This window comes from Nocardia pseudovaccinii NBRC 100343 (assembly GCF_001613225.1).
GTDB lineage: Bacteria > Actinomycetota > Actinomycetes > Mycobacteriales > Mycobacteriaceae > Nocardia > Nocardia pseudovaccinii.
In genome coordinates this window covers 1-23,994 of sequence record NZ_BDBY01000175.1, presented here as the reverse complement: position 1 = coordinate 23,994, position 23,994 = coordinate 1, and the positions used below count along the sequence as shown (strand labels likewise).

The following is a 23,994-nucleotide window of genomic DNA, read 5'->3' as shown; positions in this document are numbered from 1 at the left end:
TGTTCCCGGTGGCCATGGCAAGGTTGGCCATGCCCATGACCATTGTCGAGCCCTGGCTGTGTTCGGTCACGCCCAGGCCGTAGTAGATCGCCGCATTGCCGCCGGTCGCATAGAGTCGCGCGACCGCTCGCAATTGGTGGGCGGGCACGCCGGTGATGGGTTCGACCGCTTCGGGGCTGTGCTCGGGTTGGGCGATGAACTCCGCCCATTGATCGAATCCTTCGCATCGGGCGTCCACGAAGTCGCGGTCGACCAGGCCCTCGGTAACCACCACGTGCGCGAGTGCATTGACGACCGCGACGTTGCTGCCCGGACTGAGCTGGAGGTGGTGGGCAGCCTCGATGTGCGGAGACCGGACCAGATCGACGCGGCGGGGGTCGATGACGACCAGTTGAGCGCCCTCGCGGAGTCGCCGTTTCATCCGTGCGGCGAAAACTGGATGTCCGTCGGTGGGATTCGCGCCGATCACCAGGATCACGTCGGCCTTGGCGACCGATCGGAAATCCTGGGTCCCGGCCGATTCACCGAATGTCTGCTTGAGGCCGTATCCAGTGGGGGAGTGGCACACTCGCGCGCACGTGTCGATGTTGTTGTTGCCGAACCCCGCCCGCACCATCTTCTGCACGACGTAGACCTCTTCGTTGGTGCAGCGTGACGAGGTGATCCCGCCGACGGCCCCGGCCCCGTATCGTTGCTGGATATCGCGCATCCGATCGGCGACATAAGCGATCGCGGTGTCCCAGTCCACCACGCGCCACTCGTCGGTGATCCGTTCCCGGATCATCGGCTCGAGCACACGGTCGGGGTGGGTGGCATAGCCGAATGCGAAGCGGCCCTTGACACATGCGTGTCCCTCGTTGGCGCCGCCGTTCTTGTCGGGAACCATCCGGACGAGCTCGTCGCCGCGCAGTTCTGCCTTGAACGAGCACCCCACACCGCAGTACGCGCACGTTGTCAGCACCGTTCGAGTCGGGATGCCCAACTCGACAACTGATTTCTCTTGCAGGGTCGAGGTCGGGCAGGCCTGGACGCACGCGCCACAGGACACGCATTCGGAGTCCGCGAATGTTTCTCCCGCGCCCGCGGATACCTTGGAATCGAAACCCCGTCCCTCGATGGTGAGGGCGAATGTGCCCTGGATATCTCCGCAGGCGCGGACACATCGGGAGCAGGAAATGCACTTCGATGGATCGAAGTCGAAATATGGGTTGCTGCGGTCTTTCTGGAGGTCGAGGTGGTTCTGGCCCTCGTATCCGTAGCGCACTTGGCGCAGACCGACCACACCTGCCATGTCCTGTAGCTCGCAGTCGCCATTGGCCGGACAGGTCAGGCAGTCCAGCGGATGGTCGGAGATGTAGAGCTCCATCACGCCTTGGCGCAGCTTGGCCAGCCGCGGTGTCTGGGTGCGCACCTGCATCCCGTCGGCTACCGGGGTGGTGCACGAGGCCGGCGTTCCGCGTCGCCCGTCGATTTCCACCAGACACATGCGGCACGAACCGAACGCGTCGAGGCTATCGGTGGCACACAGTTTCGGAACGTCGACTCCCGCGAGCGCGGCTGCGCGAAGCACCGAGGTGCCCTCGCCAACCGTGACGGGCAGCCCGTCGATCTCGACTGTCACCGCGTTGGCATCGGATGGCGGAGCCGGTGTCCCGAGATCGTAATCCTTGAACAGTGTCATCGCTTCTCCTTCTGGCGAGCGGTGAAGTCCTCCGAAAAGTGCAGCAGCGCACTACGAACCGGATTCGGTGTGAGTCCGCCCATCGCGCACAATGAGCCCTCGGTCATCAGCTCGCACAGGTCGTTGAGCAAGGCGAGGTTCCCGTCGGGATCCTCACCGCCGACGATGCGATCGATCACCTCGACGCCGCGTACGGAGCCCACCCGGCACGGGGTGCACTTACCGCAGGACTCTTCGGCGCAGAACTCCATCGCGAACCGCGCCATCGCGGCCATATCCACGGTGTCGTCGAATACCACGATGCCGCCGTGGCCCAGCATCGCCCCGGCTGCACTGAATGCCTCGTAATCCATCGGAAGGTCCAGTTGCGAACTGGGAATATAGGCGCCGAGTGGTCCGCCGACCTGGACGGCGCGCACTGGACGTCCGGAGCCGGTGCCGCCGCCGTATTCGTTGACCAGATCGGCCAGTGAGATGCCGAAGGCGGTTTCGAACACTCCGCCGCGGGCGATATTGCCGGCCAGTTGGAACACCTGGGTTCCGCGTGAACGCTCGACTCCCAGCTCGGCATATGCCTTGCCACCGTCGGCGAGGATGGCGGGCACGCTGACCAGTGTCAGTACGTTGTTGACCACCGTGGGCTTGCCGAAGAGCCCGGTCAGGGCCGGGATCGGTGGTTTGGCTCTGACCATGCCGCGCTTGCCCTCCAAGCTCTCCAGCATGGAGGTCTCTTCGCCGCAGATATAGGCGCCGCCGCCCAACCGCAGCTGGATGTCGAAGCTGAAGCCGGAGCCCAGGATGTTCTCGCCGAGCCATCCTCGAGCGCGGGCGATTTCGAGCGCATCACCGATCACGGACGCCGCGTCTGGATACTCAGAACGCAGATAGATATACCCTTCTGCGGCACCGACCGCGTATCCGGCGATAATCATGCCTTCGAGGAGACTGAATGGGTCGCCCTCGAGCACTATCCGGTCGGCGAAGGTGCCGCTGTCGCCCTCATCGGCGTTGCAGCACACGAATTTCAGGTCACCGTCAGCGTCGGCAGCGGTCTTCCATTTGATACCCGCCGGAAAGCCGGCGCCGCCTCGGCCACGAAGACCGGAAGCGGTCATTTCCGCCACCACCTCGGCGGGGCCGAGTTCGAAGGCGCGGCGAAGTCCAGCCAAACCGCCATGGCTCACATAATCGTCGGGAGACAACGGATCGGTGACCCCGACACGGGCCAGGCACAGCCGGTGTTGATCGCGCATCCAGGGGAGTTCGGCCACGAGACCGAGATATCGGTCGTTCGCGGCTCCATCGAGCATGCCGTGCGTGATCAGGTCGGCCACTTCCGCGGCTCGAATCGGCCCATAGCCGACGCGGCCGTGTTCGGTTTCGATCTCGACCAGCGGCTCCAGCCAAAGCATTCCGCGGGTTCCAGTGCGCACCAGCCTGATTGCGCGGCCCGCGGCGGAGGCCGCATGTTCGACGGCGCAGGCAACCTCGTCTGCCCCGACCGATCTCGCAGCCGAATCCCGGGGCACATAGACCGTGATCATGATCGCCCCGTCCGGACGATGTCGATGACCTGGTCCCGATCCAGGCGCCCGTATAAGCGCCCGTCGATCTGCGCGGCAGGGCCGAGGGCGCAGTTTCCCAGGCAGAACACTTGATCGAGGGTGGTCGAACCATCGGTCGTCGTCTGACCGACCTTTATGCCGAGTGCTTGCTCCAGAGCGTTGACCAATAGCTCGGAACCCATCGCTTGACACGCCTCGGCGCGGCATATCCGCAGTGTCTTGCGGCCTGGTGGTTCGGATCGGAAATCCCGATAAAACGTGACAACCCCGTGTACGTCGGCGCGCGAAAGGTTCAGTTCCGCGGCCACCAACGGCACCACGTCGGGATCTATGTACCCCAGGCGATCCTGAATCTCGCGCAGTACCACCAGGAGTGGGCCGCGCAGGTGTCGATGAGAATCTACGACGGAGCGGACCAGCTCCGGCAGATCCGTAGTGGCTCTGTTCATGAATCGCTCCACGCTTCTCGTCTCGTGGGCAAAACTAGGATCAGCCGTGATCTGCGTCAAATATCAAATTTGGATTTCATGATAAATTCTATTTATCAAAGGAGTCGGCTGGCCACCGGGATGCGGCTGTTTCAGGCCGAATCGCAGATCACAGTCGGTGATCAACTGCTCGTTCCAGTTCACTGCTGACGTCGACCTCGGTCGCAGTCTCGACCAGCGACCGGGCAAGCATCGACTCCCGCCCGCCGGCGGCCAGAACCAGACCGACATGGAACGCCCTTTTCGGCGGCGGCATGGGCATGATCCGGGCGCCCTCCGGCACCTCGTAGCCGTGGAGCCAGGCATGCGGAATGATGCTGGACAACTCCATGGACGCGACATGCTCATATATCGCCGAGACGGTGTCGGTTTCGACTACCGGCGTGGCTTCCACTCCGGCCTCGGCGAAGTGCCCGTCGATAATCCGTCGGTTCTGCATAGCTGGTGTCAACAGGCACAGCGGCACCGAGGTGGCTTCGGCCCAACTGATCGAAGCACGTCCGGTGAACTCACCGGCGCGAGGCGTGAGGAACAGATAGCGTTCGCGATAGAGCGGGACAACCCGAACGTTGCCCAGCGGTTCTCCATCGATGTAAGTCATCCCAACGTCGATGTCGAAACTATCGAGCCGCGACACGATTTCCCGCGACGACATCGACTCCAAGCAGAACCGAACCATCGGGTGTCGCTTGTACAGGGGAGTGGTCAATAGCGATGCGACGGTCAGGGCCGTGGGAATCGCTCCGATGCGCAGCACCCCGGACAACCCGGCTCGCATACCGGCGAGTTCGTGGCGCAGCGCCTCCTGCTCAGCGATCATGCGCTGTGCCCATTTCAGCACCTGCGTACCCTCGGGGGTGAACCCCTCGAACCGCTTTCCACGCTGGACGATTTGGACGTGGAGTTCGTCCTCGAGCTTTCGGATTCCGGCCGACAAGGCAGGCTGAGAAACGTGGCAAGCTTCTGCCGCGCGGCCGAAATGTCCCTCGCGTGCCAGGGCATTGAGATATTCGAGCTGTCGCAGCAGCATGCCGTCATGGATACCAGACGGTGCGCCCAGGCAGATGGACGCACCCGGAACGTCACTGAAGCAGCAGACATCTCCAGCCCTGGAGCGGACGCGGCGTGGCGTGGTCGTAGTCCGGGCCCGTTGCCGTTGGTGAGGAACCTCGACACCGTCGGTGTCGCCACCGAAAACGCCCTCGGCGGGTGAATCCCTTGCTGACCAGCCCGCGCACCTTGTTGTGCCGCTCGCCGTCCATACCGAGCAAGCACAGCGTCGCCTCGATGATCTCCTCGGGCAGGTTCGAAGTTGCACGCCCTTACTGGAGATCAGCACTTCGTTGTTCTGGTAGGGGCACGTTGTTCGAGACGATGCCCCCGAGGTCATCGAGAACTCACAGTCCATCATCGCCATGGACGCACTGCGCCACACCAAGATTCGCAAACTGGTCAGCTCCACCTTTACCCCGAAACAGGTCCAGCGGATCGACGACCAGATCAAAGCGAATGCCAAGACGATCCTGCAGGAACTCGCCGTGGCGGGCAGCGGTGTCGACTTCGTCGAGCACTGCGCGAGGAAACTGCCGCTGCGCACACCGTCAGACTTGGTACGCGCCGGGGAGCGACGCAGGGACGGTGCCGCGATGATGCGGAAGAGCGGCGCGAACACACCCGCTGCTCTTGAGCATCATCGCTGGCCCCGCAGCTTTCGGTGTGACCGCTGTGGTCGGCTACAACGCCAGTTCAGGATGCGTTCCACTGGCGGAAGATGGCCGGCAGTGGTGTGGTGGGGTGTTCGATCAGAGTGGCGAGGTCGCTGGTTGTGGTGCCGAGCAGCCCCGCGCGCAAGTTGGCGTTGAGTGCGACTAGGAATCCGGCCGTGTCCGCCGGCATACCGCCCGACTGCAGTTGCTGTGCGTAGGTCTCGTCCTCGACGGCGATGTACTCGACATCGTGGCCAAGAACCTCGGCGGCGCTGGCAGCGAATTCGTGGTAGTTCCAGGCGCTGTCGCCGGACAGCTCATAGATGGTGCCGTCGTGCTTGTCCTTCTCGGCGAGGACGACGGCTGCGGCCTCTGCGAGGTCGCCGCGGGTGGCCGTGGCGATCCGCCCATCGCCGAGGTTGGACACGATCTTCCCGGTTGTGGCGGCGGCGGTGAAGTCCTGCTGGTGGTTTTCGGTGTACCACGCGTTACGCAACATCGTGTATGCCAGGCCGGAGGCCACGAGGTATTCCTCGGTGGCCTTGTGTTCGGCGGCGATGAGCAGTCCGGGAGCGGCGGCGTTCAACACGCTCGTATAGGCGACGCGCCGCACGCCGGCGCGTGTTGCCGCGTCGATGGTGGACTTGTGCTGTTCGAGCCGCCTGCCCACTTCGCTGCCGGAGATGAGCAGCAGCTCGCTGACGCCAGATAGAGCTGATTCGATGGATTGCTGAGCGTTCATGTCCGCGGCCACTGCCTGGAAGCCTTGTTCGCGGATCTCGTGGAGTGCTGTGGCGTTGCGGCCGATGGCGATGACGTCAGATGCCAGCACTCCGCGAGCGACGAGAGCATCGAGCGTGTCGCGACCGAGCTGGCCAGTGGCGCCGATGACAGCGAAAGTCATGAGAGACCTTTCTGTGGGGATGAGGTGTGTTCGCTTGCGACGACGACCGAGCGTTCAGAGTTCGCGTCGACCCGATCACACAAAGTTGACCCATGGGTCAAATTATTTTTAGACTAACATGACCTCAGGGTCAAGTTCTGCTGCGAAGGGGATGAGGGATCCGATGTCCGAGGACGAGCACTCGGTGAGGCTGCGGGCTGACGCCGCCCGCAACACCGAGCAGATCCGCACAGCGGCAATTGATGCGTTCCGGCAGCGTGGGCTCGGAGTGCCGCTGAAGGAGATCGCGACTGCCGCGTCGGTGAGTAAGGCCACCATCTACAACCGATTCGAGGGCCGCGACGGCCTCGTCGACGCGGTCATCGACGAGTTGATCGCTCCGGAATTCTTCGGGGCGATCAGCCGGGCCCGTGGCTGCGCCGACCCGTGGGCAGGCATCTGCAGCTACGTTCGTGACCATCGGGACCTGCAATACCGTGAGCCGGTCTTTCTCGACATAATCCTCGCGGACTATCCGAACTCTCCCCGGTTCACCGCCATGTGCGACGCGGCGATGGATATTGCGAAGACGCTGGTCGCCGAGGGACATCGTGCCGGTGTCGTTCGTGGTGACTTCACCGTCGAGGATTTCCACTACGCCACCGTGTCGAACGCGCTCATGCTGCGTCACTGGCCCACCCAGGCTCGTGACGACTACGACCGCCGGACCCGGTTCTTCCTCGAAAGCCTGCGCACTGTGGTGGAAGATGGCGAGAACTGATCAACGCATTTCTTGCACGTCACCGCACAGAGCCTGGGTGATGAGACTCCAGTTCTTCAGCGCAAACGCAGTCCTCGCCAACACCGACTGGGCGTGCCCTCACAGTTCAGGAGTTCCGGACGTTTCCGGCCGCAGCCTGCCGGGTCGCGCTGGGTACTTCGTAGGTCTCACCTTCACCAGAAATGGGTGCGGTGGACCGGTGCTGACGCCTGGGTGATGTCGGGTGAGCTGACCCTGCACGGGCAGTGTTGCTCGGTCGATCTCGAGGTGTGGCCCATGGTGGGTTCGGAGCGGATCCATGGGGTGGTGTGCGCGCTGTGTTCCACCCCGAAACACTCTTGCACCGCAATGATTTCGCGATCGATTACCGTGCGGTCGTTCGCGCGGGAGTGGCCGCCGTTGTCGTGTGACAGCCGCCGTCGGCAAGCAGAGCCCCCCAACCACGCAGCAAATAGTTGGCTAATCAGCGCGGACATAGTGGCACGACGCCCCCGCAAAACCCGGCCAAAGAACACCTGATCACGGTGCGGGCTGTATTCCCACCGCGACTGAGTTGAAGCCAGTGAAGCGTCCCGGGAGATCGGCACCCGGACAGCCATGCCGCAGGGCGGCGACATCCTGGCCTGATCCACGCTTACCGGGCGGGCGGAGTGACTTCGTGTAGCGCGGGCAACCAGTGGTCGGTTGCCGGCCGGGTGAGCCAGCCGTGTCCGCGGGCGATCTCGTGAATAGCGCCGACTGCGCGCCGCCGCCGTGCCGGCATCCGACCGGAAGACCGCCATACCACCGACACCGGACATAGCGGTACCGGAGCCTCGATCGGACGGCTGACGATGCCCTCGAGCAGCGGAGCCCCCAGTGGCGCGAACGCGGGAGCATGGTAGGCCAGGACCGCCGCGTTGGCCGAATCGCGGCCGTGGCCGTGCAGCCGCCAGCCGACCCGCAGGCCGAACGCCCCTGCCGCCGCCTCGTTCCATGCCTGCCAGTCGACGGCCTCTTCGGCCGTATGAATGATCAGGGGATGCGCGATGAGATCGCGCATCCGAACCGCGTCGAGAGTAGCCAGGGGGTGAGCGGCCGGCACGACGACTCCGATCGGCTCCCACCGCACGAGTTCCTGGCTGAGGGTGGCGGGGAGCGGCTTGCCGAGTCCCTCGACCCAGCCGAACGCCAGGTCGACGCGGCCGTCGACGACGGCGGAGAGCGTGGCCGCCAGGCCGTGTCCCTGGACCACCTCCAGGAGGACGTCGGGCAGCTTGGGACGCAGCTCGCGAGCGACGATGCCGGCGGTGAGGCCTTCGGTGATTACGTCGACTCGCAGCGGCAGCGGGGTGCCGTGCAGTTCGGCGAAGAGTTCGTTGGCCTCGTCGAGCAGTTTGCGGCCGTGGGCGATGAAGACCGAACCAGCCGGGGTGAGTTCGACATGCCGCCGGTCGCGTTCGAACAACGTCACGCCCAGCCTGTCTTCCAAATGGCTGATCTGCGCAGACAGCGTCTGCTGGGCGATGTGGAGGCGGGCTGCCGCGCGCGCAAAGTGCAACTCGTCCGCAAGGAAGACCGCGTATCGAACCAGCCTCAGGTCGAGATCCACGGCAGGTAACAGTAAGTGAGTTTTGGCAACTGCTCAACAGCGCCGCTCCCGGTGGTTCGGCGCGCCACAACCTGCTGATCCAACTTCCCCGTGACAGGAGACGGCTGTTAGGCGCCGACATTGAGTGTTGGACCCCGCGCCGGCACCGCAGGTGCAATGTGAGTATGGCTTCACCACAAGGACATCACAGCGTGACGTGGGCGTTGGCGACGGTCAGCACCCCCGGCCGCGAGACCTTCTGCGCCGCACTCATCGGCGCGGAGGTGCGCGAGGCGCCACCGCTGCAGGATTATCCCGGTCTGTTCGAGGCGCTGCAGGACTGGGACACGGTGGCCGACAGGCTGCGCGGCTACGATCCAAACGGCGGCCGCCGAATCGCCGATGCGCAAGTGCTGGCGCCCGTCCGGTATCCGAGGACCGTGTTCTGCTCAGGCCCAAACTTCAGGGATCATCTGGCGGAGATGTCCGGGGTCGCTCTGGACGCGGAGGTACCGATCGAACCGTTCTTCTTCCTCAAGCCCCCGACCACCACGGTGATCGGCCCGGACGACGCGATCGTCATCTCCACGGACCCGGCTGCGCAGGTGGACTGGGAGGCGGAGCTCGGCGTCGTGATCGGCAGGGGCGGCCGGGACATCCCGGTCGGACGGGCGCGCGAGCACGTCGCCGGTTACACGATCGTCAACGACATCTCAGCTCGGGGCCCCATGCATCGCGGCGGCGCCGTGCACGACGCCTTCGTCTGGGACTGGCTGTCCTCCAAGTCGCAGGACACGTTCTGTCCAACCGGTCCAGGCTTGACTCCGGAGTGGCTGGTGCCCGATCCGCAGAACCTGTCCATCCGTCTGAGCGTCAACGAGGTGGACCACCAGGCCGGCAGTACCACGCAGATGATCAACAGCGTGGACGAACTTGTCGCGGTGGCCAGCGCCGTGGTCACGCTCCAGCCAGGCGACATCATCGCGACCGGCACACCCGCCGGCGTCGGGGCCGGCAAGGGCACCTTCCTGCGTCCGGGAGACACGGTCGAAGTGGTCATCGACCGCCTCGGACGACTTCGCAACCCGGTCGTCGGGCGCGACACGGCGCACAGCTGACAAGTCGTCCGGCAGTAGCACCCCGTGTCTTGCTCGTGGAATCCGACGCCACCGCGAGGCCCCATCACGAAGGAGTTGCCGACGATGCCCGGAATCACGCATCGCTCGACCCGCCCGCCGCTGCTGAAGACGCGCTTCCTCTCGCACGGCACGCTCGAAAGCCGCGACATAGCGGCCAGCCGACGGTTCTATGAGGAAGTGCTCGGCCTGGAGGTCGTGCAACAGGCACCGGTCTCACTGTTCATCCGGCTCGGCGGTGACCACTGCTACGCGGTGGTGGAGTCCGCAGGGGGCACGGAGATGCCGCTAATGGCCCATAACGGGATCGACCTATCCAGCGAGGACGAGGTCCGGGCGGCGTACGAGCAGCTGCTGCAGGTCAAGGAGGAGTACGGCATCAGACGGCTCACGAAGCCGGTCCGGCAGCACGGCACGTTCTCGTTCTACCTGCATGACCTCGACGGCAATTGGTGGGAGATCTGCCACCTCCCGGAAGGCGGATACGCCTACCGGTTCAACCATCCCGAGACCGACCTGACCGGGCGTGAGGACCTGACCGACGACGAGATCCGCTCGCGGTACCAGAATCCGCTCGATCACATCCCCGGCGGCACGGCCGACTGAGCGATGGATGCACCCGATCCGTCAATGCCCGCCCCGGCGACCGCGCTGAGGCGCCGGGCATCGGCCCCGGAGCTGAGGGGTCGCGCACATCACCTATCGCTCCGGAAGAGAAGCTGGGACTTCTATGGGATCGCGTCTGCTGATTCGCGTTGGCTGCCGCGACGGCTTCGGCTGGGCAGAGCCCTCGTGGCGTAGGCCGCCGTCCACGGCGTGTAGGACAGATTCAGTGAGAGTTCGAGGAGTACGCCAATGAGAATCGTCGTCGATCGTGGGCTGTGCATCGCATCCGGCCTGTGCTGCGGGTTGGCCCCGGACACGCTCGAACTCGACGAGTCCGGCCTGCTGGTGGTGCTCGACGAGCAGCCCAATGCCGAGGCCGTCGAGGATGTGCGTGACGCGGTGCGCAACTGCCCGGTCCATGCACTGAGCTTGGTCGAGGACTGAGCGCGATGTCACTGCGACAAGTGACCATCGTCGGTGGCTCGGTCGCCGGGCTGGGAGTCGCGCAGGCGTTGCGGCGCCGGGGGTTCGACGGGACGATCACCGTCCTCGACGGCGACCCCGAGCCAGCGATTCAGCGCCCGGCGCTCTCGAAGCGCTTTCTGACCAACGGGCTGTCCGCGCAGGACATCCGGCTGCACGCCGATTTGGACGGGATCGATCTGCGTCTGGGCGTACGCGCCACCGGATTCAGTCTGCCGGACCGGATTCTGCGGCTGCGCCACCACGAACGGAGCTCAGATGAACTCGTACGGGTCGACGGCCTGGCGATCGCCACGGGCGCGCAGGCTCGCACGCTGCCGCTGCCGCCGCTGCGCGGCGTCCACGTGCTGCGCACGCTCGCCGATGCCGAGGCCCTGCGCGCCGAACTCTCCCGCCGTCCGCGGATCGCGATCCTCGGCGGAGGGTTCGTGGGTAGCGAGGTGGCCTCCTCCTGCCGAGCGCTCGGCCTGGAGGTGACGCTGCTCGAGGCCGAGCCTGGCCCGATGTCGCGCGTACTGGGAGCGGCGGTGGGGCAGGTGCTCGCGGCCGTGCACCGCGATCACGGCACCCACGTGATGGCGGGCGCGCGCGTCGTCGGCCTCACCGGCGAACAGCACGTGGAGGGAGTGCGGTTGGCGGACGGCCAGATCGTCTCCGCCGACGTCGTACTGATCGCGGTCGGCGCCCGACCCGCGGTCGACTGGCTCGCGGACAGCGGCCTCGACCTTGCCGACGGCGTGCGGTGCGGCGGCGACCTCACGGTCGCGGGAGGAGTGGTCGCGGTCGGGGACATCGCCAGGTGGTCGTCCTCGCGTGGCGGCGACATGCGGGTCGAGCACTGGGAGAACGCGGTGCGCCAAGCAGAGGTCGCGGCGGAGAGCCTGCTCGATCCCGGGCGGGGCCGCCGCTTCGACGCCACCACGATGGTCTGGTCCGACCAATACGACTGCAAGCTGCAACTGATCGGACACCCACAGCCCGGAGACGAGTTCTCGGTGATCGAGGGCAGCCTCGAGGAGCGCCGATTCGTCGGGCTCTACGCCGCTGGAGGACGGGTACGTGCGGCCCTTCTGTGCAACCAGCCGCACCGGATCCGCGCCTACCGCGGCATGGTCGAAAGCGCCGCGGCGCTCCCCCTGGCCGCAGGTGGAATGGAACGTGCAAGCGTGCCGGTCAAAGCCGACGCCGTTCACTGAACGGGTTGTCGACGTTCGCGTAATTCGGCTCTGGCGACGATCACGTGACGCGGGTTGGACGGTCACCCTTGACATCGATCTGCCCCTAGACACCCCATCCGCGAGGCCAGCATGGACATCACACCTTCCGATGCCCACATGCTCTGTTGTGAAATTAGAATACACTTAACATGTAGTTAAATATCAGATCCGCTCCATCGGCGAGCCCTGGCATCGGTGTGAGTGCATCTGCCGTCGATTGAGGTGGACGGGTTAGAGGACCACCGGGAGAGGAGAGCGCAGCGATGGAGGAGTACCAGTTCCGTCCGACCACGACTCAGGGCGCGGCGATGACCGTGGAAAAGAACGTGGCGATCCCGATGCGGGACGGGACGCCACTGCTCGGTGACGTGTTCCGGCCCCAGGACGACGGACCGGCCCCGGTCATCATGACACTCGGCCCCTACGGCAAGGACGTCCACTTCGCTGACTTCAATCGTGGTGTCTACGACCAGGTCGATCAGCACGGCGAGTTCGCGAACTTCGAGACGGTCAATCCCGAGTACTGGGTTCCGCACCGGTACGCGGTGATCCGACTCGATCAGCGTGGTACCGGTCGATCCCCGGGACGGATGGACTTGTTCGGCCCACAACAGAGCGAGGACTTCTACGACGCCGTCGAGTGGGCAGCCGAGCAGCCTTGGTGCTCAGGCCGGGTGGGGTTGCTGGGCATCTCCTACTACGCGATCAGCCAGTGGCAGGTCGCCGCGTTGCAGCCCCCGCACCTCTCAGCGATCGTCCCATGGGAGGGCGTCAGCGACCTATACCGCGAGTGGAGCCACCATGGAGGGATCTTCTCCAACGGGTTCACCGAGATGTGGTGGGACCGGCAGATCGGGCTGAACCAGCACAGGGGTGTCGGCAGCCGGGTACACGAGAACGGGCTGGTCGATGAGAACGTCGACCTGCGCGCGGAACACGCCGCGCACCCGCTCTTCGACGACTTCCACGCCGCGCGCATCGTGGACTTCGGCAAGATCACTGTGCCACTGCTCTCGGTAGGCAACTGGGGAGGTCACGGCCTGCACCTACGCGGCAACATCGAGGGCTACCTCGCCGCAGCGTCAACGGACAAGCGCCTGGCGGTCCACTCCGGCAGTCACTTCGCGCCCTTCTACACCGAACACGGCTACGCGATGCAGCGCAAGTTCCTCGACTACTGGCTCCACGACATCGACACCGGACTGCTAGCCGAGCCGCCCATCCAGCTCGCCATCCGCGACAGCGCCGACCAGCTCACCTGGCGCGGCGAACACGAATGGCCACTCGCCCGCACCCAGTGGACGCCGCTGCACCTGGACGCCAGCGCCGGGACGCTCAGGACCGCTGCTCCTGAGACATCGTGCACTGCAAGCTTCACCGCCGACGGGCCGGGCCTGGTCCTGTACTCCGCACCGTTCGAGGCCGAGACCGAGATTACCGGCCCCTTGAGCCTTAGCATCTGGATCGACTCCACCACCACCGATGCGGATCTGTTCGTGCAGCTCCTCAACATCGATCCCGGCGGTCAGACCCTGACCTTCACCGACGCCGCCGGCGGGCAGAATCCCTCGGTCACGCTCGGCTGGCTGCGGGCCTCCCACCGTGAACTCGACGACCAGCGCAGCATCGAGTGGCGCCCGTACCACACACACACCCGCACCGAACCGCTCGTGCCTGGCGAGCCCACCCGCCTGGACATCGAGATATGGCCGACCAGCATGGTCTTCCCCGCCGGACAACGCCTCGGGCTCGTGATCGCCGGGCACGACACCCCGGGCCTGACCGCCTTCCGGCACAACCACCCAGCCGATCGAGACCGACCCGAACTGCACGGCGTTACGACGATCCACACGGGCCCCGAGCACCCGTCACGACTGCTGCTCCCGGTCATCCCCTGACCGGACAGTCGCGCATCCCGCTGCGCCGTCCCTGCCACCGGCCGGTCGGGGACGGCGCAGCGATCAAGAGCCAAGCAATCGCCGTCCAGTCCTCGCCGATAAAGCCACGAGCCGTGTTCTGCGGGGTTCCGCCTCGCGCCGACGTGGACCGGCATACTGAGTACGGTGGGAGCTATGTCAGGACCACCTAGAGGCCGTGCCGTGACCCACGTGCCCGACACCCTGGTTCAAGCAGCACTCGAGGCAGCACGCGCCCTCGGAAGAGACGTCGCAGACGTCCCGCTGATCGAGGTTGCCCGGACAGCCAAGATCTCCAAGAGCACGCTCCTGCGCAGGCTCGGTGGTACCCGTGAAGCACTGGACGCCGCTGTCCGCGACATCGGCGTCGCCCTGGGTGGTCGCGCCCCCGTACGCGAACGCGCCACGACTGCGGCGGCCCAGCTCATCGACGAACGCGGACTGAGCGCCGTGACGTTGGAGGCCGTAGCGGCCAGAGCCGAATGCTCCGTCCATAGCCTCTACGCCGGATTCGGCGGACGCGACGAAATGCTACGCGCGGCCTTCGACCGCTTCGGTCCCGTGCTCGACCTTACCGACGCCACGGCCGACGAACACGCCACCTTCGAGGTGACCGTCCACCGCATCTATCGAGTCATCACCGAGACCTTCAGTAAACGACCCCGGGTCATGCCTGCGATGCTCGCCGAGATGATGGCCCGCCCCACCGATCGCACCGTCAGCACCCTGATCCAGCACACCGGCCCGCGAATGCTCGCGAGTCTTGGCGGCTGGCTCTCCGACCAAATCGCCAGCGGAAACATTCGAGACCTTCCCCTGCCCGTGCTGATGCAACAAATGATCGCGCCCGTCATCCTGCACGCCTGCCTGCGTCCAGCCGCCGGCAGCGCCGGATTCGACCTCCCCGACCCCGAAGAGAGCTGCGCGATCTTCGCCGACGCCTTTCTGCTCGGCGTCAGCACCACACGCCCGGGCCAGCGAACCAGATGAGGCCCGGGCATCGGATGTCGATCCGTCCGTCCCGGCGTTCGTAGCGTTCGACTGATTCCGGGATTCCCGCCTCGTGGGGCAAGGAACACCCCGAGCTGGCAATTCTCCACGCGCCCGGCCGTGCCAGAGGATCGCCATTGGACGCCGGCGGATTTCATGCCCTTCTTGACGAACCCCGGCTCGTCGAGGACGAGCACGGTGTTCGGACCGGTTAACGCGCCGGTCACATACTCCCGCAGCAGATCACGCAGCTCGTCAGCGCTCCAGCGGGATCGGTTCAGGAAATGCTGCAATCCACCGGGGGCGACCACCCCCGGCAGCCTCGGCAAGCTGCCAGGAATTCTTGCGCTCCACCGGTGCCAGCAGCCCTGTGTACTGGTTGGGACGGATATCAGCGGACATTGATCGGCGAACCGGCGCAGGAACCCGTGCCAGGATCGGTCGGTCTGCTCAGGCATCAGATCGGTGCGAGATGTCCACAACCACAAATGTTTCAGGTTGCGGTCCCCAGGTCGTCAGTCGACGGTCAACCGGATCAGGCTGCCTTCGATGATCGGCAGCTCGCCGTCGTGGCTGGCCGAGCGACTCAACTTTAGATATTCCGAGCCGATCTCGTGTGTGATGATGCTCCAGCGATGAAGTTGAAGGCCAGGAGGCGCGGTGGGGTTGACACGGACCGGTCGCAATACCAGCACCGCGCTGCGGGCCGACTCAACACCAGGGGTTCTCACGTCGATCGGCCGGACTCAACCCTGGGCTCGGGACCACGTGCTGAAGCCGCGGACCAGCTCGGCGTAGAACTGTTCACCCGGGACTGCGCCTGGATTCTTTCCGGTGTTGTAGAACGCGACGTTGCGGAAGGTGGCGGAGGTCGAGGAGTTGAGGTTCTTGTAGAACGCCATCTTGCCTCGGCCGAACCCGATGAAGATCCAGAACACTCCCAGCGTCGCTGAGTTCTGCAGCAGTGTTCGCACCGCCGCTTTATCGTCGGGCTCGTCTCCCACTTGGACGATGACCAATGCAGGATCAGCTGCCCCCGACTCCTGGTAGTGGTTGACCACGCAGCGCATCGCTTCGTCGACTTGCGACCAGCCCCAGTCGACCTGGGTGTGCAATTGCCCGATCCTGCCCCGGTAGTTTCCCAGACTGAGGTCCTCGACGAACGGTTCGTGCCGACCCGAGAACACCACAGGGACGGTGCCGTCGTCATCGAGGTTCGCCGCCAAAGCCAGAATTCGCTCAGCAAACGCTTGAACGGTGAACGACTCGTACAGTTCTCGCATGTCGTAGCTGTGGTCGAGAACCAAATACACCGCAGCGCGTCGGCTACCCATTCCCGCATCCGCCAGTGCCCGGTTCGCTTCGGTCGCTACCGGCAGCAACCCGGGCGCGATGTCGGTGACCTTCGCGAGCTCGGTGGGTGTCGGCGAACCCGATGGCGTACTCGCACCGACCTGGGCGGGTGTCTCATCGGTGTCGACATCGACTCCATAATCAGTGGCCAACCCACCCAGACCGGAGGCGTAGCCCTGGCCCACTGCCCGCACCTTCCAGGCATCGTTGCGGCGGTAGGCCTCGGCGATGACTACGACAGTCTCCCCATTGGTGAAGTCGGGTGCGGTGTATTCCACAGTCGGTCCAGGGTTTTGGGTGACGACCAGCCGTGGGGCGCGACTGAAGACCGCCCCCGGACTCAACGGATCGATGCTCGCGACAACCACCACGGTGGAAACGTCACGAGGAACACGCGTGAAGTCGACTTTCACTGTCGTGCCGGCCACTTCGACACCGTGGCGCGTCGGATTGTTGTAGAACACGAGGTCACTGTCGTCGCGCACCTTCCCACCGGGACCGAGTAGCAGCGCCGAAACATCGATAGGCGTCTGATCCAATGTGAGGCAGAAGGACACATGCCCTCCGTTGACGGCAATATTCTCGCCCTTACGCAACGCGGTGCTCGACATTCGCTTCCTCGACTGACGTGGGTGGGACTCGACTCTAACCGGGAGCTACACCGCAGCAGGCGATTTCGGCACCAGACCATCTCACCCTTCCTGCCGTAAGCGGAGTTCCTACCCTGGCGGCGGATCTCCATGGAGCAGGAGGCCACCCTCCGACCTCGACCGCAGACGAAATCACGGCAACTTGTCATGGTCTCCGCGGGGAGCCAGCGCCGATAGCTGAGCGCCTCGACCGACTCAGTTGAAAGAGCTCCCGGTACTCGACTGCAATCCGGAGGCCGATAGGCCGCGCGGGTCGACCCGCGACCATTCATGCGGTATCGCAGTGATGCCAACCCTGGATCGCTGCTGGATATTGAGGATCCCACAGCGTTCGATGCGCCCGCCGTCGCTGGCGCCGATCTGGCTCGGCTGGGTCCTCGCGACGAGATCGAGCATTTTCGGCACGTGTGTACCGAGCCGAGTTCGCCCACGCGGGTGACGCTCTCGGCATGCGAGCGCTCGGGTCGGTCGCTGCTGGTCTAGATCATCTGCCAACCTTCCAGGACAAAGTCCGGCGGCGGTGTCGCCGCACAGCTGAACATGTCGGCTAGGTGGACACACTTGCGGCTCCGGATCGGCGCTCACTGCCGCGAAGGTCGTGACTCCCGGCATGTACGCGGCAGGCAGGCCCAGTCGGCGAGCCAGCAGCCACGTATTGGCTCCATGTAGAAGTTCACCGGTCAGTGGGGTGAGGGCCGGAGTAGGGTTTGCGGATTGCAGTGATGAGCAGGATGTTCTGGGATTGGGTTACGTCGGCGATGCTGAGGCGGTAGGAGGCCAGCTTGTGGGTCACGGGGTCGCGCCCGTGTATCAGGTCGTTGGTGTCTCGGCCGTAGGCGACATCGATCCCGCGGGCCCACAGGCGTTGGAAATCCTTGTTGCGGCGCAGGTGGCGTATGAGGTCGTGTGCTTGCTGGCTGCCGCGGTAGCGCCCGAGGACTGCTTTGATGGTGGCGACGGAGTGCGCGGCTTCGCGGTGCCATTCGACTAGGACTGTTTGTGCGATCGGGTTGAACAGCCATCGTGGGATGGAGTCGGTTTCGTCGAGGCCGGGTAGGGCTGATCGGAACGATTCGTTGCAGGCCAATACATTCCACATTGGATCCACAGCGGCCGCGAGCACTCCCCGTTCCTCGAGGTCTTGGATGTGGTTGATGAGTCCGACGTTGCTGCTCACATACTGGCGAAGCTTGTCGACGGGGGCGAGAACTTCGGCAGGTAAGCGTAGTTCTCGCAGGTGACGCGCTTGCATCGGGTTCAGCCTGTATCCGGCGATGATCGTTTCGAGTACTTCGATGGAGGGTATGCGCTCGCCGCGTTCGAGTTGGCTGAGGTATGAGGCGCTTATTCCGTGCCGCTCGTACGCGGTGATTCGAGTGAGCTCGAGGTGATCGCGGATCATCCGCAGAGTCGTCGGTAAGGTCGGGATATGTTGTTGCGGAGAGTATTTGGGCCTATCTCGTGCGCGGTGTAGTGGGCTTCGGTTCACGGGCAGCTCCTCTGGCGTTTGTTGTCTTCCGTGGTGAGGCGGGCTGAGATACGCTAAGCGGTTCGTTTCGGGGTTCATGGACCGAGTCTTGAGAACCGGTCCGCTAGCGTCAAGATCACTTCGGGGACAACGTGTCCGGGAGTGGCACCATACGGGGGAGATGAACTTGGAAGAGGTCACCAAGGCGGTCGGGCAATGGTTGCGAGCGCGCCGCATGCAAATCGGTTTGGATCGACCCGAAGATCTCGGGAGTCTGGTCGGTCTGAGCGCGGATCAGATCAAGAAGGTCGAGAACGGTACGCGCTCGTTGAGTATCGAGTCTTTCGAAGCCATCATCGGGGCGTTGGCTCTTCCGGTGTGGTGGGGGCGGACGATCCTGGCCTTGACCCGAACCAACCTCATTCCCGCACACCTTGGTGCAGGTGCTTCGTTGCTGCCGCGCGATCTGCGGATTCTGGAAGCCTATCCGGGGCCGGCCTGCCTTTACGAGGTGCCGCTGTTCAAGGTGCGGGCGGCAAATAGTAAGTACCTCAAGGCATTTCCTGGCTTAGTGCCAGGGCGCAACATCATCGAGTGGATGGTGAATGAGCCGGTCGCTCGCCGGGTCTTGGCGAATTGGCGGTTCGAGACGCACTTGATGACACAGGGATTCAAGCTGATGTCACCGGGGATCGCGGCACAGCGTGAAGTCGACGCCGTTGTCGAGGCTTGCCGGGATGCGCCCGAGTGGGAGGACTTCTGGAATTCCGAACTGCCCAAAAGCCTGGCGACGCCGGAGAGATCTCTCGAACACTCCGTGATCAGGGATGCCGATACCGGTGACGAGTACCGGATGTGGGTGTCCATCGACGTAAGCGAACTGCCATTCAGGCCTTGGTGGGTCTACCACCTCACCCCGGTCGACGGACCGCTCGCTGTGGCGCCGTAGCTGCGCCGGGCCCCATACCTCTGTTCGTGCAACCGGAAGCGGACCTCCGAAGGGCTCTGGCGATCTGGTTGCCAGGATTCGATCCGCCAACAATTCGCCGATTCAGGGTGAGCTGAGCCAGCGGTTGGGACGGAGACTTGTTGGTCGGCGGCGACGATGCTGGTCAGCCCGTGGGTTCGGTCTGAAACCGACCTGTGCTCCGGAGGCTTCAGGGCCGTGCGGCACGCAATTGCTCGAACTCGGTTGCGCAGTGTGATGAGAATACTGTCACCATGCTTCGGTGATCGCGAACGAGATCCCGCAGCCGTCGCTGGTTGTCGATCCGTCGCTGCCGCTGAGTATCGACACTCCACTGGAATACGCGGGCCCCCAAGGGCATCGATGGCTTATCTGCCAGCTGCCCGTGATAGGAGTAGGCGTCTCCGGCGTGCAATAACCAACCGTCGCCGGTGTCGAGTGCAACCCCGACGTGCCCCGGTGTATGTCCTGCTAGCGGGACCATAAGTATCTCCGGTGGCAGACCATGCAACTGGCGCACCGCCTGGAAACCGAACCAGTGGTCGTCACTGCTGTCAGACTCGTCGTAGGTGCTCCACTTGGGCCCGTGCCCGAATTGTGCTGGCCGGTAACGCATCCGCTGGCGACGGTCGTACGGCTGCCGCGCCACAGCATCGAGCTCAGCCTGATGCACATGGACGGTCGCCTCCGGGAAGTCCGCGAGTCCTCCCGCATGGTCCAAGTCCAAATGCGTCACGATGATGTCGCGAACATCCGTGCGTGAGAAGCCCAGTGCCTCTACCTGTTTAGCAATCGGGTGGTCGAGAACTGGGTTGGTGCGGCGCAGCAGGTCCTGGCCCACCCAATCGTCCGGCCGAACGGTGGCCTGCTCCCCATAGCCGGTGTCCACCAGGATCAATCCTGCAGCATGCTCGATCAACATGCAGTGACACGCTCCCACTGCCCGACGCAGAACGCCCGGTCGACCGTCGATCAAGCGGCCCCCATAAGGTCTGGCGCCGCCAGCGTCCAAATGATGGACACGCATACCTCTGCTCCAATCCATGTTGCCAACCAACCGGCCACCGTACACGGCGCCAATGGCCCCCTGGCCACATTTGGAAGTCGCCTAAACCTACACCAAAATGCAAGTGCTGAAACGCAATTCACTTCGATACCCGCGTCGTGTGCGCTGTGTGGCTTACTGCATGAGCTGCAGCTCAGCGGAGGGTCGGCTTCCGTCGCGAACTCGACCGGTGCCGTCTCCGTGGTTGCCGCATAAGCGCCGATCCCTGATCCACGTCCGACTAGCTCCGCCGCCTGTGTCGTGTGCCACATCGTCGGTAGTCGGCAAGGCACCCAACGCACCTGCCCGTCAATGTGATCGGCGCAGCACGCGCATGAACGTCGCGCCGGTAGCGCGAGCCGAACTCTTGCGCGTTGCTGGTTCCAAAAAGTGTTCACGCTCGCTGCGTCAAACATAGGGCAAACACCCTGCATGGCAGCCAGATTGCTAATGCACGCTACGTGCGTTAACGCAATCTAGGCGCATTCAAACCCTGGCTTTCCCTGTCGTTCAAGGCTTTTGATGGATACGCAACTCCGCACTGCTAGAAAGGAAGATGATGGATCCTTATGTGATTCTGGGATGGGTGAATTCAGGTCTGTCCCTGCTGTCGAACGGGTTATCCGTGGCGGCCCAGGCGCTGGCACTCATCCTGCCATTCATCTGATGTGAAGCCGCCTCCCAGAGGCTGATTCGCGTCTGGGAGGCGCACCCCAGCACATCCTTTGGAGACGTTAGAACCGCGGCCGCATCGAAATTCCACGATCGACGGCGATTAACGCCGGTGCCCGAAGCTGGGGCTGCGCAATTTGGCGAAATCTCGATCAAGCAATTGTGCTGGACCGCAAGGCGTTAAACGCGCGTGCCGCGCGTTGCATCAGTAACCAACTCTGCACCGATAAATGAAGGTTTATCTCGCATGCTCAAATCCAAGAAATACGGCATCGCGCACCCATCTGCCCGCCAGTGCGGCGATCGTGGTGCAAAGCAAGGGCTGAACGCGCCCATTTTTCATGGCAGACGCGCTGTTCTTACGGGCGTAATGCCCATCGTGATGGTGCTCGCGGCTGCTGGTACAGCGAGCGCGGTCGACGCTCCCACAGCCATCACCGACCAGCCCGGTGTCACCAGCCCCGCCCAGCCCGGCACGGTCACCCCGCCACCGCCACCGCCCGAACCTGAATCCGCTCCGAGGCAGCCAGCGCCGCCGGTGTATTACTCCCAGCCGCCGGAGATCCGTAACGATGCGACGTCGCGTCCGGTTCCACCGCCGGAAGAGCCGGTGGAACCGATCAGGGTCGAGGAGCTTCATCTGCCCGAGCCTGTTGCTCCGGTGGCGCCGATCGAGCCGCCGGAGAACACGATCCGTATCGGGCAGTGGCAGACCCCGCGTCCGGACTGGCTGCCGGCGGAATGTGCGGATGCCATCAACGACGCCGCAGCGGGCGCTGAAGCTCAGGTCACGACCGCTTTGGATTCGATCGGGATTCCCGCCGGACGTTCGGACCGGGTCAGCGGTGCCACCCTGGCTGGTGCCGGAATCGGTGGTGGCGCGGGTGCCGTGGTCGCTGGAGTGCCGGTAGCTGCTGCTGGAGCATTGGTCGGTGGCCTGGTCGGAGGCACCATCGGCGGGATCGCCGGAGCTGCACTCGGCACGGTTGTGCCGGTGCCGATTATCGGCACGGTGACTTCCGGCGTGGCTGGGACCGCGATCGGTGCCGCCGCGGGTGCGGTCGCGGGTGCCGTCATTGTCGGCGTCCCCGCCGCCGTTGTCGGTGCTGTCGCTGCGGGCACGGTTGGTGCCGGATTCGGTGCTGGAGTCGGGGTCGGGCAGCCATGAAACCAGACGCGAACAACCGCGCACGTGTCATCGCTACAGCGGTAGCTACCGCCACCGCTACCGTGCTGGGGTTGGTCGGGGCCACCACCACTGGCGCTGGGTCGGCGGGGGCAGTGCCGCTGGCGGGGTGCCCGGCTCTTTATGTGCTCGGCGTGCAAGGCACCGGCCAGTCCTCACCGACCGCGGATCCGCTCGCGGATACAGGAGTGGTTGGCGCGCTGATTGCGCCGGTCCTGTTGGCCGCGCCGGGTCTGGTGCAGCGCAGCTACATCCCCTACGGCGCTGGGTTTGGTGGCGTGGTTCCCGGCGGGGGGCCCGACCCGTATGTGGTCTCGGTGACCGACGCCCGCAACCAGCTCGATGCCGCTGCCACGCAGATCGCCGACACGTGCCCCGGCACGATGATCGCTGGGATCGGCTATTCCCAAGGTGCGCAGGCGATGTCGTGGTTCGCCCGGGACATCGGCGCGGGCGCTGGGCCGGTCGCGCCCGATCGCGTCGCCGGGATCGCTCTGTATGCCCATCCCGACCGCGCTCCGGACGCACCGATCTTCCCCGGCCGCCCGGGGCAGACCGTCCCCGATCCTGCACCCGGCACCCGCGGGGCCGCGGTGTCGACGGTGCAGCTCGCCAACCCGCCTGCCGGTGGCGGCGGCATCGCTGACGGTGCGACTAGCTACGGCGCATTGACCGGCCGTGTCGCCGATATCTGCACCGACGGCGATCTGGCTTGCTCGGCACCGGACCGGGCCGCATTGTTGCGCGTCGGTGCTGAGATCGCCGCTCAAGCCGACCTGCGCGACCCGGTTGCCGCTATCGGATCTCTGAACGCTTTGTTCACCGGTGCTATGGGCGGTGCCTGGACGACCGTGGTGCTCAATGATTTCCAGGTCGGTGCAGGCAACGTCGATTACGCCCCGCAGCTGGGTTTGGCTGGTCGGTTGATCGAGGCCGCCGACCCCCGTACCCCCGGGCCCAGCCTGGAGGAGCTCCGTGCGGCGGACGCGCGGTGGAACGAGATCACCGCGACGGTTGCGGCGAACCCGATCGGGTTGCTGCCCAAGCTCGCCGGTCAACTCGGCACGGCATGGGGTGGGCTCGTCGCCGACAACGCCGACCTGCTCAATCCTGCGATCTGGGTGCGCTACGCCGACACCGTCGCCCGACACAACAACTACGCCATCAACGGCCAACTCAACTCGGGCATCGCCTGGATGGTCGCCCTCGCCCACGATATTGCCGGGAGCCAATAATGACCGAACCCACCACCGCCGATGACTTCTACAGCCGCCCCGAAATCGACTTCACCCCGCACCCCGGGGAGGTCCTACGGCGCCGCAGCGTAGCCACCCCAGCGCTGCCGGGTGCGAAACGGGCGTGGCAGATCGTCTACGCCACTCGCACCGCATCCAACGGCCCCATCCCGGCATCAGGGATCGTGATCACACCGGAGCGGCCAGACACCGCAGACCCGAGTCCGATCCTGGTGTACTGCACGGCATTTCACGGCCTTGGTGGGCGCTGCGCACCATCACAGCTACTGGCGGGAGAGGGAACAGAACCGGAAACCTGGTTCATCGCCAGCGCGCTCGCGCGCGGCTGGACGGTAGCTGTGCCCGACGGGCAAGGCTTGGGCATCACCGGGTTGG

General features: G+C 64.7%; 21 protein-coding genes and 2 pseudogenes. 11 read left to right on the top strand and 12 right to left on the bottom strand.

Going from position 1 to position 23,994, the window contains the following annotated elements; translation table 11 throughout:
* From NP3_RS21295 to NP3_RS21275, 6 genes are all read right to left on the bottom strand, one after another.
* Positions 1-1,681, bottom strand: a 1,681-nt coding sequence (locus NP3_RS21295; protein WP_157124437.1) for a molybdopterin-dependent oxidoreductase, incomplete at its 3' end; no start/stop codon positions are given.
* Positions 1,678-3,114 (bottom strand): NADH-ubiquinone oxidoreductase-F iron-sulfur binding region domain-containing protein, encoded by a 1,437-nt coding sequence (locus NP3_RS21290; protein WP_245721052.1) that lies wholly within the window; start codon positions 3,112-3,114, stop codon positions 1,678-1,680. The genes NP3_RS21290 and NP3_RS21295, both read right to left, overlap by 4 nt.
* 107 nt (positions 3,115-3,221) lie before the next feature.
* A complete protein-coding gene (locus tag NP3_RS21285; protein ID WP_245721051.1) occupies positions 3,222-3,755 on the bottom strand; it encodes a formate dehydrogenase subunit gamma in 534 nt (177 codons plus the stop codon).
* Between the two features lie 88 nt (positions 3,756-3,843).
* On the bottom strand, positions 3,844-4,764 hold the full coding sequence (locus NP3_RS21280; RefSeq protein ID WP_063043351.1) for a LysR family transcriptional regulator: 921 nt from the start codon (positions 4,762-4,764) through the stop codon (positions 3,844-3,846).
* Positions 4,765-5,131: 367 nt separating this feature from the next.
* Entirely contained in the window at positions 5,132-5,305 is a 174-nt protein-coding gene (locus NP3_RS51535; protein WP_157124436.1) for a hypothetical protein, read from the bottom strand.
* 175 nt (positions 5,306-5,480) lie between these two features.
* Complete coding sequence (locus tag NP3_RS21275) at positions 5,481-6,344, bottom strand: NAD(P)H-binding protein (RefSeq protein ID WP_063043350.1); 864 nt, start codon at positions 6,342-6,344, stop codon at positions 5,481-5,483.
* A 163-nt stretch (positions 6,345-6,507) separates the two neighbouring features.
* Here NP3_RS21275 and NP3_RS21270 point away from each other — a divergent pair, with 163 nt between their 5' ends.
* Positions 6,508-7,104: a TetR/AcrR family transcriptional regulator gene (locus NP3_RS21270; RefSeq protein WP_063043357.1), complete on the top strand. Its 597-nt coding sequence runs from the start codon at positions 6,508-6,510 to the stop codon at positions 7,102-7,104.
* Positions 7,105-7,738: 634 nt separating this feature from the next.
* On the opposite strand, the gene NP3_RS21265 is transcribed toward NP3_RS21270, so the two are convergent.
* Positions 7,739-8,695, bottom strand: a complete 957-nt coding sequence (locus tag NP3_RS21265; protein ID WP_063043349.1) for a LysR family transcriptional regulator — start codon at positions 8,693-8,695, stop codon at positions 7,739-7,741.
* A 191-nt stretch (positions 8,696-8,886) separates the two neighbouring features.
* On the opposite strand from NP3_RS21265, the gene NP3_RS21260 reads away from it, so the two are divergent.
* The 6 genes from NP3_RS21260 to NP3_RS21235 all read left to right on the top strand — a co-directional run bounded on the left by NP3_RS21260 (position 8,887) and on the right by NP3_RS21235 (position 15,022).
* On the top strand, positions 8,887-9,792 hold the full coding sequence (locus NP3_RS21260; protein WP_218024888.1) for a fumarylacetoacetate hydrolase family protein: 906 nt from the start codon (positions 8,887-8,889) through the stop codon (positions 9,790-9,792).
* A gap of 84 nt (positions 9,793-9,876) precedes the next feature.
* A complete protein-coding gene (locus NP3_RS21255) occupies positions 9,877-10,416 on the top strand; it encodes a VOC family protein (protein ID WP_063043348.1) in 540 nt (179 codons plus the stop codon).
* A gap of 249 nt (positions 10,417-10,665) precedes the next feature.
* Positions 10,666-10,860, top strand: coding sequence for a ferredoxin (locus NP3_RS21250; RefSeq protein ID WP_063043347.1), 195 nt, complete (start codon positions 10,666-10,668; stop codon positions 10,858-10,860).
* 5 nt (positions 10,861-10,865) lie between these two features.
* Entirely contained in the window at positions 10,866-12,095 is a 1,230-nt protein-coding gene (locus NP3_RS21245; protein WP_063043346.1) for an NAD(P)/FAD-dependent oxidoreductase, read from the top strand.
* Between the two features lie 284 nt (positions 12,096-12,379).
* Positions 12,380-14,014 carry a CocE/NonD family hydrolase gene (locus NP3_RS21240; RefSeq protein WP_063043345.1) on the top strand — a complete coding sequence of 545 codons (1,635 nt, stop codon included), beginning with the start codon at positions 12,380-12,382 and terminating at the stop codon, positions 14,012-14,014.
* A 210-nt stretch (positions 14,015-14,224) separates the two neighbouring features.
* Positions 14,225-15,022 carry a TetR/AcrR family transcriptional regulator gene (locus NP3_RS21235; RefSeq protein ID WP_063043355.1) on the top strand — a complete coding sequence of 266 codons (798 nt, stop codon included), beginning with the start codon at positions 14,225-14,227 and terminating at the stop codon, positions 15,020-15,022.
* Between the two features lie 32 nt (positions 15,023-15,054).
* Here the strand turns inward: NP3_RS21235 and NP3_RS46870 are convergent.
* The 4 genes and pseudogenes from NP3_RS46870 to NP3_RS21215 all read right to left on the bottom strand — a co-directional run.
* Positions 15,055-15,391, bottom strand: a pseudogene (locus NP3_RS46870) (transposase); the annotation flags it as partial.
* 146 nt (positions 15,392-15,537) lie between these two features.
* Positions 15,538-15,753: a hypothetical protein gene (locus NP3_RS49860; protein ID WP_157124435.1), complete on the bottom strand. Its 216-nt coding sequence runs from the start codon at positions 15,751-15,753 to the stop codon at positions 15,538-15,540.
* A 15-nt stretch (positions 15,754-15,768) separates the two neighbouring features.
* A complete protein-coding gene (locus NP3_RS21225; RefSeq protein ID WP_063043343.1) occupies positions 15,769-16,986 on the bottom strand; it encodes a VWA domain-containing protein in 1,218 nt (405 codons plus the stop codon).
* Between the two features lie 712 nt (positions 16,987-17,698).
* Positions 17,699-18,592, bottom strand: a complete 894-nt coding sequence (locus NP3_RS21215; RefSeq protein WP_157124434.1) for a helix-turn-helix domain-containing protein — start codon at positions 18,590-18,592, stop codon at positions 17,699-17,701.
* 88 nt (positions 18,593-18,680) lie between these two features.
* Here NP3_RS21215 and NP3_RS21210 point away from each other — a divergent pair, with 88 nt between their 5' ends.
* A complete protein-coding gene (locus NP3_RS21210) occupies positions 18,681-19,442 on the top strand; it encodes a helix-turn-helix domain-containing protein (RefSeq protein ID WP_169814530.1) in 762 nt (253 codons plus the stop codon).
* Between the two features lie 208 nt (positions 19,443-19,650).
* Here NP3_RS21210 and NP3_RS21205 read toward each other — a convergent pair whose 3' ends face one another.
* Positions 19,651-20,487: an MBL fold metallo-hydrolase gene (locus NP3_RS21205; protein ID WP_063043354.1), complete on the bottom strand. Its 837-nt coding sequence runs from the start codon at positions 20,485-20,487 to the stop codon at positions 19,651-19,653.
* Between the two features lie 1,060 nt (positions 20,488-21,547).
* On the opposite strand from NP3_RS21205, the gene NP3_RS21200 reads away from it, so the two are divergent.
* The 3 genes and pseudogenes from NP3_RS21200 to NP3_RS21190 all read left to right on the top strand — a co-directional run.
* Positions 21,548-22,345: a hypothetical protein gene (locus NP3_RS21200; protein WP_063043339.1), complete on the top strand. Its 798-nt coding sequence runs from the start codon at positions 21,548-21,550 to the stop codon at positions 22,343-22,345.
* On the top strand, positions 22,342-23,598 hold the full coding sequence (locus NP3_RS21195; RefSeq protein ID WP_084508748.1) for a cutinase family protein: 1,257 nt from the start codon (positions 22,342-22,344) through the stop codon (positions 23,596-23,598). The genes NP3_RS21200 and NP3_RS21195 overlap by 4 nt, the downstream gene beginning before the upstream one ends.
* Positions 23,598-23,994 (top strand): annotated as a pseudogene (locus NP3_RS21190) (hypothetical protein); the annotation flags it as partial. The gene NP3_RS21195 and the pseudogene NP3_RS21190, both read left to right, overlap by 1 nt.